Annotated in this window: 8 protein-coding genes and 1 tRNA gene; 4 read left to right on the top strand and 5 right to left on the bottom strand. The window is 64.3% G+C overall.

Translation table 11 applies throughout. The features are described 5' to 3' along the window. Positions 1-13 precede the first annotated feature (13 nt). Positions 14-274 carry a succinate dehydrogenase assembly factor 2 gene (locus WJT74_RS04360; protein ID WP_343347294.1) on the top strand — a complete coding sequence of 87 codons (261 nt, stop codon included), beginning with the start codon at positions 14-16 and terminating at the stop codon, positions 272-274. Then, complete coding sequence (gene mfd, locus WJT74_RS04355; RefSeq protein WP_343347291.1) at positions 271-3,768, top strand: transcription-repair coupling factor; 3,498 nt, start codon at positions 271-273, stop codon at positions 3,766-3,768. Before WJT74_RS04360 ends, mfd begins: the two co-directional genes overlap by 4 nt. On the opposite strand, the gene WJT74_RS04350 is transcribed toward mfd, so the two are convergent. Continuing rightward, positions 3,765-4,568, bottom strand: coding sequence for an EAL domain-containing protein (locus WJT74_RS04350; protein ID WP_343347288.1), 804 nt, complete (start codon positions 4,566-4,568; stop codon positions 3,765-3,767). The genes mfd and WJT74_RS04350 overlap by 4 nt on opposite strands. 131 nt (positions 4,569-4,699) lie before the next feature. Between WJT74_RS04350 and WJT74_RS04345 the strand changes: the two genes are divergently transcribed. Further along, a complete protein-coding gene (locus tag WJT74_RS04345) occupies positions 4,700-5,482 on the top strand; it encodes an NAD kinase (RefSeq protein ID WP_343347285.1) in 783 nt (260 codons plus the stop codon). A gap of 59 nt (positions 5,483-5,541) precedes the next feature. After that, positions 5,542-5,616: transfer RNA gene (locus tag WJT74_RS04340), tRNA-Asn, on the top strand. Positions 5,617-5,766: 150 nt separating this feature from the next. Here the strand turns inward: WJT74_RS04340 and WJT74_RS04335 are convergent. The 4 genes from WJT74_RS04335 to trxA all read right to left on the bottom strand — a co-directional run bounded on the left by WJT74_RS04335 (position 5,767) and on the right by trxA (position 12,970). Further along, positions 5,767-6,414: a hypothetical protein gene (locus WJT74_RS04335; protein ID WP_343347284.1), complete on the bottom strand. Its 648-nt coding sequence runs from the start codon at positions 6,412-6,414 to the stop codon at positions 5,767-5,769. Between the two features lie 202 nt (positions 6,415-6,616). Further along, on the bottom strand, positions 6,617-9,760 hold the full coding sequence (putA, locus tag WJT74_RS04330) for a bifunctional proline dehydrogenase/L-glutamate gamma-semialdehyde dehydrogenase PutA (protein WP_343347282.1): 3,144 nt from the start codon (positions 9,758-9,760) through the stop codon (positions 6,617-6,619). Positions 9,761-9,770: 10 nt separating this feature from the next. Beyond that, positions 9,771-12,518 carry a preprotein translocase subunit SecA gene (gene secA / locus WJT74_RS04325; protein ID WP_343347280.1) on the bottom strand — a complete coding sequence of 916 codons (2,748 nt, stop codon included), beginning with the start codon at positions 12,516-12,518 and terminating at the stop codon, positions 9,771-9,773. Between the two features lie 131 nt (positions 12,519-12,649). Continuing rightward, a complete protein-coding gene (trxA, locus tag WJT74_RS04320) occupies positions 12,650-12,970 on the bottom strand; it encodes a thioredoxin TrxA (protein WP_343347277.1) in 321 nt (106 codons plus the stop codon). Between the last annotated feature and the right edge of the window lie 13 nt (positions 12,971-12,983).

Raw genomic sequence — 12,983 nt, 5'->3', positions numbered from 1 at the left:
GAGTTTTCGTAGAATGGACGAGCGTCGCCGCGCCCTCAAGTATCGCAGCTGGCACCGCGGCACGCGCGAGGCCGACATGATGATCGGCGGTTTCTTCGACCGCTATCAGCATCTGTGGACCGCGGAGGACATGGACTGGTTCGACGCGCTGCTGATGGAACAGGACGTCGACATCATGGCGTGGGCGATCGGAACGGCGGAGGCACCCGCCAAATATCAGGGGCCGCAGTTGGAAAAGATGAAGAAGCTCGACTTCATCCGGATCGCGCGATGAGCGAGAAACTGCCCAAGATCGTGAATGCCGACAAGGCGCTGACGCTAGGCAGCGTGCCGGCGGGCTATCTGCCGTGGCTCGCGAGCGATCTTGCGCGGACGGCGGGCGACAAGGGTGGCCGTGCGTGGCTGATTGCGTCGGACGAGGCGGCGGCGCGCGCGGTGGTCGAGACCGCTCCGTTGTTCGCGCCCGAAGTCGAGGTGGTGACGCTGCCCGCGTGGGATTGCCTTCCCTATGACAGGGCGAGCCCGGCATTGAAGGTCATGGCCGACCGAATGGGCGCGCTGGCGCGCCTCGCTCGGGCACCGAAGAAGCCGCAACTGGTGGTGACGACCGCCAATGCGGCGGCGCAGCGGATGCTGTGCCCGGATCGGATCAAGGGGCTGGTGCGACGGTTCGAGGAAGGCAGCGAGATCGAGCGCGAGGCGCTGATCCAGCTGCTGCAGGCGAACGGCTATGCGCGGGTCGATTCGGTACACGACGCCGGGGAATATGCGGTGCGCGGCGCGATCGTCGATCTCTACCCCGCCGGCCTGGCGAGCGGCGTGCGGCTCGACTTCTTCGGCGACGAGATCGAGACGATGCGGGCCTTCGACCCGACCGATCAGCGGTCGACCGGGCGGGTCGATGGTTTCACGTTGATGCCCGCATCCGAAGCGCTCCTCGACGAGGAATCGATCAAGCGGTTCCGCAGCCGCTACCGCGAGAAATTCGGCGCCAACGCGACCAGCGATCCGCTGTACGAAGCGGTGAGCGATGGACGCCGTCTGGGCGGAATGGAACATTGGCTTCCGCTGTTCGAGGAGACGCTGGCCGATCTAACCGACTATGTCGGAACGGACGACGTCGTGCTGCGCGATGCCAACTGCGATGCCGCGGTCGGATCGCGGTTGGAGGCGGTCGAGGATTATTTCCAGAACCGGCGACGGATCGAGGCGAAGGAAGCCGGCAGCTATCGCCCCTTGAAGCCCGAGGCACTGTATCTGTCGGATGACGACTGGTCGCGGAGGAAGGCCGAGCTGCCGGTGCATCTGGCGACCCCCTTTCCCGCCCCCGACAGCGATGCGGTAATCGACATGGGCGTGGCGGGGCCGCGCGATTTCGCACCCGAACGCGCCCAGGGCACCAACGTGTACGAGGCGGTCGCGGACCATGTTTCCAAGCTGACCAAGGACGGGAAGACCGTGGTTCTGGCGAGCTATTCGAAGGGTGCGCGCGAGCGCCTCGACGGCTTGATCGAGGATCATGGTATCAAGTCGCGGCGGATGGCGGACAGCTGGCAGGAAGCGCTGGGCAAGAAGGCTCCCGCGCTGATGGTGCTGCCGCTCGACCACGGGTTCACGACCGACACGGTCGCGGTGTTGTCGGAACAGGACATGCTGGGCGACCGGCTCGTCCGGCGGCGCAAGAAGCGCAAGAGCGCCGACGCCTTCCTCGCCGAACTGTCGGCGATGACGCCGGGCGATCTGGTCGTCCACGAGGAACATGGCATCGCGAAGTATAACGGGCTGACGACGATCGACGTCGGCGGTTCGCCGCACGATTGCGTGGCGCTGGAGTATTCGGGCGAGGACAAGCTGTACGTTCCGGTCGAGAATATCGACATCCTGTCGCGGTATGGCGGCGCGGACGAAGCCGTCAGCCTGGACCGGTTGGGCGGCGAGGCATGGCAGCGGCGCAAGGCCAAGATGAAGGAGCGGATCCGCGAGATTGCGGGCAAGCTCATCAAGGTCGCCGCCGAACGGGCGCTTCGCGAGGGCGAGGCGGCGCAGCCCGATAGCGCCTTTCCGCAGTTCGTCGATCGCTTTCCCTACGAGGAGACCGACGACCAGGAACGGGCGATCGAGGAAGTGCTGGAGGATCTGGGGTCTGGCAAGCCGATGGACCGGCTCGTCTGTGGCGACGTCGGGTTCGGGAAGACCGAAGTGGCGCTGCGCGCGGCGTTTGTGAGTGCGATGGCGGGCAACCAGGTCGCGGTCATCGCGCCGACGACCATTCTCGCCCGCCAGCATTTCCAGAACTTCGTCGAACGGTTCCAGGGCTTCCCGATCAAGATCGGACGGATCAGCCGGCTGGTCTCGCCCGCCGAGGTGAAGGACACCAAGGAACGACTGGCGAACGGCGATCTCGACATCGTGATCGGCACGCACGCGCTGCTCGGCAAGACGGTGAAGTTCAAGAAACTGGGCCTCGTCGTGGTCGACGAGGAGCAGCATTTCGGCGTGACCCACAAGGAGAAGCTGAAGGCGCTCAAGAGCGACGTGCACGTCCTGACGCTGACCGCGACGCCGATCCCCCGGACGTTGCAGATGGCGATGACGGGGCTGCGCGATCTGTCGGTGATCATGACCCCGCCGGTCGACCGGTTGGCGGTGCGGACCTACGTCATGCCGCGCGATCCGGTGGTGATCCGCGAGGCGTTGCTGCGCGAACATTATCGCGGCGGGCAAAGCTTCTACGTGGCGCCGCGCATCGCCGACCTGCCGGACATCGAGGAATTCCTCCGCGAGGAGGTGCCCGAGATCAAGTTCCTCGTCGCGCACGGGCAGATGAGCCCGACCGAGGTCGAGGAGCGGATGAGCGCCTTTTACGACCGCAAGTATGACGTGTTGCTGTCGACGACGATCGTCGAGAGCGGGCTGGATATTCCGAGCGCGAATACGTTGATCGTCCATCGCGCCGATCGGTTCGGGCTGGCGCAGCTCTATCAGCTTCGCGGGCGCGTCGGGCGGTCGAAGACGCGGGCCTATGCCTATCTGACGACACCCGAGCCGCACCTGGTCAGCGAGAGTTCGGAGAAAAGGCTGCAGGTTCTGGCGAACCTCGACAGCCTCGGCGCGGGTTTCCAGCTCGCCAGCCACGATCTCGACCTGCGCGGCGCAGGCAATCTGCTCGGCGACGAACAGTCGGGGCATATCAAGGAAGTGGGCTTCGAACTCTACCAGTCGATGCTGGAAGAGGCGATCGTGCAACTGAAGGCGGATGGCGGGGCGTCGGGTGCGGGCGAAGCGCTCAATCCGCAGATCAACGTGGCGGCCCCGATCCTCATCCCCGAGGACTATGTCAGCGATCTCGATCTTCGCATGGGACTGTATCGCCGGTTGGGCGACCTCGAGAGCCGTGCGGACATCGACGAATTCGCGGCGGAGCTGATCGACCGGTTCGGCAAGCTGCCGGAGGAGACGCAGAACCTGCTCGAGGTCATCGAGATCAAGGTGAATTGTCGCAAGGCGCGGATCGCGAAGATGGACATCGGGGCCAAGGGCGCGGTGGTGACGTTCGCTTCCGACGGTTTCCCCGACGTTCCGGGCCTCATCACCTATATCGAGAAGCTGAAGGGGCAGGCGAAGCTGCGGCCCGACGGCAAGCTGGTCCTGTCGCGCAACTGGCCGGGCGAGCACGACCGGATCCACGGCGCGCTGCAATTGTCGCGCGGTCTCGGCCGCGTGGTGGCGGCGGGCCGCAAGAAAGCGAAGACGCCGGAGCCGGCCTAGTCGCGGTTGGTGAAGGTGACGAAGCGGCCGAGCGCCTTTTCGTCGAGCGGACCGGAGCCGAGGAAACCCTGGTAGCAATCCGCGCCCCATTCGCACAGGAGATCGAGCTGCGCGGCGGTTTCGACGCCCTCGACGACGGTGCGCAGTCCCAATTCCTGCGCGAGGCGGAGCATCGCGCGGAGCACGATCCGCGCCTTGTCGCCCCCGACGATATCCTCGACCAGCGCCCGGTCGATCTTGAGCGTGTCGATGGGCAGCGAGGTGAGATAGGCGAGGCTGGAATAGCCGGTGCCGAAATCGTCGACCGCGATGCGCACCCCGGCGTCGCGCAGGTCCGACAGGCGGCGGGCGCTTTCGGGATGTTCGGTGACCATCTGGGTTTCGACCAGTTCGAGCGTCAGGCGCTCGGGGTCGAAGCCGCTGTCGGACAGCATGGCCAGAAAGGTCTGGGAGAAACCCTGTTCGAACAATTCCTCGGGGAGGAGGTTGAGCGACAGACCGACGTGGGCGAGCGGGCCTTCCCACCGGGCCGCGCGCCGGAGCGCGTCGAACTGTATCTGGCGCGACAGCGGACCGGCGAGGCGGGCGCGGCGGGCGCGGGTGAAGAGTTCGTCGGCACCGGGGCCGGTCTCGCTCCAACGGGCCAGCGCCTCGGCCGCGACCACCCTGCCCGTCTCCAGCGAGATCATGGGCTGGTAGTGGATCGCGATCGCGCGCTCCGCGAGCGCATCGAACAGCGCGGGGTCGCGGGTCTGCGACAGGTCGCTTTTTTCAAGAGGGTCGTCGGTCCGGCTCAACATGCGTACCCCTATCGCGGCAGCGCGGGTCGCCGACAACGGCGCTTTTTCGCACTGCTTCGGATCGAGACAGTAGCCTATCGCCCGCGCCTCGCCTATGCCCGTCCGTCATAACGACGAAAGCGATGAAGCCCATGCACGATCCCGCGGCCATCGGCATCCAGGTGTCGTCCCGCAGCGCCTCCCAGGAGGCGGGCAAGAAGCTGCACGCATCGCACGACTTCGTCGATCTCGACGCCGCCGAGCGGGTGCTGGCGGTCGGCGGCGACGGTTTCTTGCTGCGGCTACTCCACCAGATGCTGGAAGAGGGCGTTCCCAAGCGGCCCGTGTTCGGGATGAACCGGGGGACGTTCGGTTTCCTGATGAACGAATGGCGCGAAGAGGGGCTGTTCGAGCGGATCGCGGCGGCCAAGCCGATCGACATCCTGCCGCTCAAGATGGAAGCGGAGACGCTGTCGGGCGAAATCATTACCCGCCCCGCGATCAACGAGGTGAGCCTGCTGCGCGAAACGGGGCGCACCGCGAAGATCGGGATCGAGGTCGGCGGCCGGCCCGCGATCGAGGAACTGGTGTGCGACGGAGTGATGGTGGCGACGCCCGCGGGCTCGACGGCCTACAATCTATCGGCGGGCGGGCCGATCTTGCCCTTGTCGGCGAACATGCTGACGCTGACCCCGATCAGCCCCTTTCGCCCGCGCCGCTGGCCGGGAGCGATCCTGCCCGAGGACACGGCGGTGCGCTTTACCGTCCAGTCGCCCGAAGAACGACCGGTGAGCGCGGTGGCGGACCAGTTCGAGGTGCGCGACGTGACGCGGGTGACGGTGACACTCGATCGAAAGCGCCCCCTTACCCTGCTGTTCGACCCCGATCATGCACTGGACGAGCGGATCGCGCTGGAGCAGTTCGAGACGGGCTAAAACTTCCCTTGCATCGCACGTTCGGGACGGTAAAAGGCCCGTCACCGCCTTCGGGCTGCTCCCTGATAGCTCAGCGGTAGAGCATTCGACTGTTAATCGAACGGCCGTTGGTTCGAATCCAACTCAGGGAGCCATTTTCCTTCACAGCACCGATGCATAGCGTAAGCTGAGCGTAGCGAGTGCACGCTATGCGAGAGATGCGTCGAAGCGGCCGACAGGTCGCGCTCGCGCGAACCTGATCGACGGGGGTCAGGCCGCCCTGACCCTGCTAAGATCTGCCCAAGTTAATCGGATGTCTCCAGATCAACTGGCTCGTAAATTTTGAACCCCTCTTCGAGGCGCGGTCTCATCGGCACGCAGTTCCCAAGTTTTCCGTAGCCCACCAGCCGAGAGACGATATAGCCCCCTCCGGTTGTCGATTTTCCCGAAGCGATTTCATCGATAAGGCTAGGAGATGCCAAATCGTCGACAAGGGTATCACGTCGACTCGAGTCCTGAATCACCCCGACGAGGCCACGGCTAGTCGAAAAGATATAAGCAATATTCTTGGTAGCGGACGACGTAACGACATGATCAACCGACTTGAAATATGGGCCGTTTATAATAAATTCGGCGGCGACAGTGAACGTCGTCTCCTGGTCAGTATTCTGTACTTGTTTCCAACTCTGACCGACCTGATACGGACCGCAAACTTCCGACCACTCAATATTGAACGTACGGCCTTGCAGGCAATTCACGCCATCTCGGCTACAATTAGAAATACGGCCTGAAAACTGGGGATAAGCATTATTATATTCAAATCCCTCACCAACATCGATAAAAATACGAGGCAGAAACGCGAAACGCTCTTTCTCCCACGCAACTGGTTCCGCGTTCGAGAATCCTAACGAAAGAATTATCGGAGATAATATACCGATCTTACTGTTCCACATCTAACTAGCTCTCACTCGCACGGATCATCAAGGACTCCGTTTGGTTCCTTATTTGCAGGAACGGAGGTGTCTTGACCCTGACTTATGCTCACTGTGATTTCCCCGACCCCACCTGGGATACCAGAATCCGGGAGCATTTCGACATCGATCTCGGACGCTATAGCAACTACGAAATCGTTATCGAACACTGAAACCGATCGCCCTACCCCTCCAACGACGCCATCAAGCTCGCATTGCCGCCCGCCGCGGTCGTGTCCACGCAGGTCACGCGCTCGGTCGCGAACCGCTCGACATAGTTCGGGCCGCCCGCCTTGGGGCCGGTGCCGCTGAGGCCTTCGCCGCCGAAGGGCTGGCTTTCGACCACCGCGCCGATCTGGTTGCGGTTGACGTAGAGGTTGCCGACCTTGGCGAGGCGCTGGACGATGCGGCGGTTGTTCTCGATGCGGCTCTGAAGGCCCAGCGTCAGGCCGTAACCGGTGCCGTTGATGGCCTCGACGACCTTTTCGAGGTCGCCCGCCTTCCAGCGGATGACGTGGAGGATGGGGCCGAAATTCTCGCCCTGTAGCTGGCGCAGGTGCGAGATCTCGTAGATCGAGGGTTTGACGTAATAGCCGTGGGCGTCGACCGCTTCGGGAATGTCGCGGCTGACCACGCGCTTGGCGTGGACGTCGAGCCAGTCGAGGTGACGGCGCAGCGACTGACGCGCGGCGGCGTCGATCACGGGGCCGATGTCGGTGGTGAGCTTGCGCGGATCGCCGATGGTCTGCGCCTCGAGCGCGCCGGCGATCATGCGGATCATCTCGTCGGCGACGTCTTCCTGGATGTAGAGGACGCGGAGCGCGCTGCACCGCTGACCCGCCGACTGGAAGGATGAGGCGACGACGTCGCGCGTGACCTGTTCGGGCAGCGCGCTGGAATCCACTATCATCGCGTTCTGGCCGCCGGTTTCGGCGATCAGCGGGATGAGCGGCCCGTCCTGCCGGTCGGCGATCGTCTTGCTGATCAGGCGGGCGGTGTCGGTCGATCCGGTGAAGGCGACACCCGATGTGTTCGGATGCGCGACCAGCGCGGCGCCGACCTTGCCGTCGCCGGGCGTGAGTTGGACGATTTCTTTGGGAATGCCCGCCTTGTGCATCAGCCAGATGGCATAGTCGGCGATGATCGGCGTCTGTTCGGCGGGCTTTGCCATGACCGCATTGCCCGCGGCGAGCGCGGCGGCGACGGGGCCGGTGAAGATGGCGAGCGGGAAGTTCCAGGGACTGATGCAGACCCAGATGCCGCGGCCGTGGAGCCGCAGCTCGTTCTCCTCGCCCGTGGGTCCGGGAAGGGGAACGGGGTGCGAGAATTTGGCGCGTGCCTCGCTGGCGTAATAGCGCAGGAAGTCGACCGCCTCGCGCACCTCGAGAATGGCGTCGGGGAGCGTCTTGCCCGCTTCGCGGATGCACAGGCTGAAGAGCGTTTCGGAATGTTCCTCGAACAGGTCGGCGGCCTTGTCGAGCAGCTGCGCCCTGCCCTCGCCGCCCAACTGGTCCCACGCGGGCTGCGCGGCGGCGGCGGTCTTCATCGCGCGGTCGATGGCGTTTTCGGTGCTTTCGGCGGCGATTCCGACCTCGATCCGGTCGTCGTGCGGCGAGGTGATGCGGCGGACGGGATGCTCGCCGCGCGCGGCTTCGGTCGGCTCGGCCTGGAAGTTGCGTTCCTCGAGCTTCTGGAGACGTTCCATCAGCGGTTCGCGGATCAGCGGGTCGGACAGGTCGACGCCCGCCGAATTGCGCCGTCCGATGCCATAAATCTGGTCGGGCAACGGAATGGCGGGGTTGCGCTTGGGCTGGATCGCCTCGAGCAGCGCGACCGGATCGCGGACCAGTTCCTCGACCCCGACGCGGTCGTCCGCGATGCGATTGACGAAGCTGGAATTCGCGCCGTTTTCGAGGAGACGGCGAACGAGATAGGCGAGCAGCTCGCGATGACTGCCGACCGGGGCGTAGATACGTACCGGGCTCGGTTCCTCGCCGATGCCGCGTTCCAGATTGTGGAGCTCGATGTAGAGTTCATCGCCCATGCCGTGAAGACGCTGGAATTCGAAGCCGGGCTTGCCGGGGCGCGGGCCGGCCATCGCCTTGATGGCGCCGATGGTGTTGGCGTTGTGGGTGGCGAAGGCGGGGAAGACCTGATCCGCCCCTTCGAGCAGGATGCGCGCGCAGGCGAGGAAGCTGACGTCGGTCGCGATCTTGCGGGTGAAGACGGGATAGTCGTCGAGACCGCCGACCTGCGCGGCCTTGATCTCGGTGTCCCAATAGGCGCCCTTGACGAGGCGGACGAAGAGCTTGCGGTCGTATTTTTCGGCGAGGCGGACGACCCAGTCGCACACGTGCGTGCCTCGCTTCTGGTAGGCCTGGATCGCCATGCCGAAGCCTTCCCAACCGCCCTCGAACAGGGCGTCGTCGGCGACGATCGCCTCGATGAGGTCGAGGCTGAGTTCGAGCCGGTCGGCTTCCTCGGCATCGACGGTCAGGTGGATGTTGGCGGCGGCGGCCTTTTCGCACAGGCCGCGCAGGACCGGGAGAATGAAACTGATCGCTTCTTCGGCGTGGCTCCATTCGTAGCGCGGATAGAGCGCGGAGAGTTTGACGCTGATCCCCGGCGCACCGTGGAAGCTGTCGGCGCGGCCCGCTTCGGCGAGCTTGTCGATGGCGCCCGAATAGGCGTCGGCGTAGCGCGCCGCGTCCTCGTGGGTCATCGCGGCTTCGCCGAGCATGTCGAAGCTGTGGCTGAGACCGCGCTTGCGGTCCGGGCCCGAGCGCTTGATCGCCTCTTCGATGTTGCGGCCGAAGACGAACTGGCGGCCAAGGATGCGCATCGCCTGCCCGACCGCGGTGCGGATGACGGGTTCGCCGAGGCGGCCCACCGCCCGGCCCAGCGCGGCGCGCCAGCCTTCGGCGGTATCGTTGGCTTCGTCGAGCACGCGGCCGGTCATCAGCAGCGAGAAGGTCGCGGCGTTGACGAACGTCGAGCGACTCTGGCCGAGTTTCTGCGCCCAGTCGTTGCCGGTGATCTTGTCGTGGATGAGATCGTCGATGGTCTCGGCGTCGGGAACGCGCAGCAGCGCTTCGGCAAGACACATCAGCGCGATGCCCTCCTCGGAGGACAGATCGTAGGCCTGCATGAAGGCGTCGATGCCCTCGGCCTTGTGGGTACGCATCTCGGTGATGAGCGTGGTCGCCATCGCCTCGGATTCCTCGGCCTTTTCGGGCGTCAGGCGCGCTTGCTCCAGACGCTCGGCCACGACCGCATTCTCCTCCGCGCGATAGGCCTGGCGGAGGGCTTTACGGTCGATTGTATTCATACGGGAAACCTCAGACGAGCGCGCCATGACAATGCTTGTACTTGCGCCCGGAACCGCACGGACAGGGCGCGTTACGACTGGCGGGGGGCGTGAATTCACCGCTGGGCGGGGCGTCGGTCACCTCGCTCGGCGTTTGGGGTCGGGGTGACTGGCGGGGCGGCATCCGCGACATGATCGCGCCGGTCGACGCGTCGATGTCCGCGGTATTGTCGTCGCCCGACAGGGGGTCGAAATGGGTGGTGATGAAATCGGGAAGCGGGTCGACCGGGGGCCGGGGCGGCTCGAGTTCGATCCGCACGCGCATCAGCGACTTGGTGACCGCTTCGCGGATCGTCACCAGCAACCGTTCGAACAGGAGGAACGCCTCCTTCTTATATTCGTCGATCGGCTTCTTCTGGGCGTAGGACCGCAGGTGCACGACCTGACGCAGCGCATCCAAGGTGGAGAGGTGTTCTTTCCAGTTGGTGTCGAGGGCGCGGATGACCGTCGCTTTCTCGACACGACCCCAGCTTGCAGGATCGGCGTCCTTGATCTTTGCGGACATCTTCTCGTCCGCCAACTCGCCGATCCGCTCGATCCACAGTTCCTGATCGACCGTATCTTCATCGAGCCAGTCGTCGATCGGCGGCTGAAGGTCGAGCACCTCGTCGAGCGAGGTCTTGAGACCGTCGACGTCCCACTGTTCGGGGAACGTGCCGAGCGGCGCGTGATGGGTCACGAGGCCCGCGATGGTGTCGTGGCGCATGTCCTCGACCACGTCGTTGACGGTTTCGGCGTCCATGACGTCGGCGCGCATCTCGTAGATGACCTTGCGCTGGTCGTTCATCACGTCGTCGAATTCGACGACCTGCTTGCGCACGTCATAGTTGCGCGCCTCGACCTTCTTCTGCGCGGTCTCGATCGCCTTGGAGATCCACGGATGGGTGATCGCCTCCCCGTCCTCGAGGTTCTTGTTCATCAGCTTGGCGAAGGCGGCCTGCGGGCCGAAGATGCGCAGCAGATCGTCGTCGAGGCTGAGATAGAAGCGGCTGCGGCCGGGATCGCCCTGGCGTCCCGCACGCCCGCGAAGCTGGTTGTCGATGCGGCGGCTTTCGTGCCGTTCGGTGGCGAGAATGTAGAGCCCGCCGTTTTCCTTCACCTGCGCGCGTTCGGCGGCGACCTCTTCCTTGATCTTCTCGGTCAGGCGGGCGCGCTCGGCCTCGTCCTCGACCCCGGCAAGTTCGTCCTCGAGCCGGAAGTCGACGTTGCCGCCAAGCTGGATGTCGGTACCGCGGCCCGCCATGTTGGTGGCGACGGTGACCGCGCCGATCCGCCCGGCCTGGGCCACGATGTGCGCCTCGCGTTCGTGCTGGCGGGCGTTGAGGACACTATGTTCGATGCCCTTCCTGTCGAGGAATTCGGACAGCATTTCCGATTTCTCGATCGAGACGGTTCCGACCAACACGGGCTGGCCGGCGTCCTGACGCATCTTGATCTCGTCGGCGATCGCCTCGAACTTCTCGGACATCGTCTTGTAGAAGACATCATCGTCGTCGATGCGCTGGATCGGGAGGTTGGTCGGGATCGACACGACCTCCATGTTGTAGATGTCGCCGAATTCGGGCGCTTCGGTGAGCGCGGTACCGGTCATGCCCGACAGCTTGGGATACATGCGGAAATAGTTCTGGAAGGTGATCGAGGCGAGGGTCTGGTTCTCCGGCTCGATCTTCACGCCCTCCTTGGCCTCGACCGCCTGATGCAAGCCATTGGACCAGCGGCGACCGTCCATCATCCGGCCGGTGAATTCGTCGATGATCACCACCTTGTCGTCCTTGACGACATAGTCGGTGTCCTTGCGGAACATCTTGTTGGCCTTCAGCGCTTCGTTGACGTGGTGCACCACCTGCGTGTTGGCGACGTCGTAGAGATTGGAGCCTTCGAGCAGGCCCTCGTCCTCGAGCAGCCGCTCGATCCGCTCGGTGCCCTCTTCGGTGAGGACGACGCTCTTCTGCTTCTCGTCCTTCTCGTAATCCTCTTCCCCGAGGCGCTTCACCAGGGCGTCGATCGTGACGTAGAGGTCGGACTTGTCGTCGGTGGGGCCCGAGATGATGAGCGGGGTCCGGGCTTCGTCGATGAGGATCGAATCGACTTCATCGATGATGGCGTAGTTGAAGGGCCGCTGGACCATCTGCTCGCGGCTCATCTTCATGTTGTCGCGAAGGTAGTCGAACCCCAGTTCGTTATTGGTCGCGTAGGTGATGTCGGCCTTGTAGGCGTTGCGCCGATCCTGCTCCATCATGTTGGGAACGATCGTGCCGACCGACAGGCCGAGGAAGCGGTGGACGTTGCCCATCCATTCGGCATCGCGCTTCGCGAGATAGTCGTTGACGGTGACGACATGGACGCCCTTGCCGGGCAGCGCGTTGAGATAGGCAGCAAGCGTCGAGACAAGCGTCTTGCCCTCGCCCGTCCGCATCTCGGCGATCTCGCCCGAATGGAGCGTGATGCCCCCGATCATCTGGACGTCGTAGTGGCGCTGGCCGAGCGTGCGCTTGGCGGCCTCGCGGACCGTCGCGAACGCTTCGGGAAGCAGATCGTCGAGGCTCTCGCCCGCGTCGAGCCGCTCGCGGAAGTGCGGGGTCATGCCCTGCAGTTCCTCGTCGCTCATCGCCTCGAAGCGCCCTTCGAGATCGTTGATGGCCTCGACCGTCCGCTGTCGCTTGGACACGATCCGGTCGTTGGATGAACCGAAGAGCGATTTTGCGAGGCCGGCGATCATGGGCTGTCCTTGAAGAAGATACGCGACGGGAGGGCGCCTTTCGCGCCGTCCTCCCAAAGAAAATGGGTCGGGGCGCGATGTAGGAGCGCCCCGACCCAACGTCAATCAAAGCGGCAGGGAAGACGTTCTCCCTAGAGCTCGCCTTCGACCCACTGCTGGAGCTGCCCCTTGGGCGCGGCGCCGACCTTCTGCGCGGCGGCCTGGCCGTTCTTGAAGAGGATCATGGTGGGAATGCCTCGCACGCCGAACTTGCCCGGCGTTTCCGGATTCTCGTCGATATTGATCTTGGCGACCGTCAGCTTGTCACCGAGCTCGTCCGAAATCTCCTCCAGCGCAGGCGCGATCATGCGGCAGGGCCCGCACCATTCGGCCCAGAAATCGACCAGCACGGGCTTGTCGGCTTCGAGGACATCGGACTGGAAACTCGCGTCGGTAACCGCCTTGGTCGGCATGGATCAATCTCCT

It is taken from the genome of Sphingomicrobium sp. XHP0239, from assembly GCF_039555325.1.
In the GTDB taxonomy this organism is placed as follows: Bacteria; Pseudomonadota; Alphaproteobacteria; order Sphingomonadales; family Sphingomonadaceae; genus Sphingomicrobium; species Sphingomicrobium maritimum.
The sequence above is the reverse complement of the archived record's forward strand: the minus strand, read 5'-3'. Positions and strand labels throughout refer to the sequence as shown.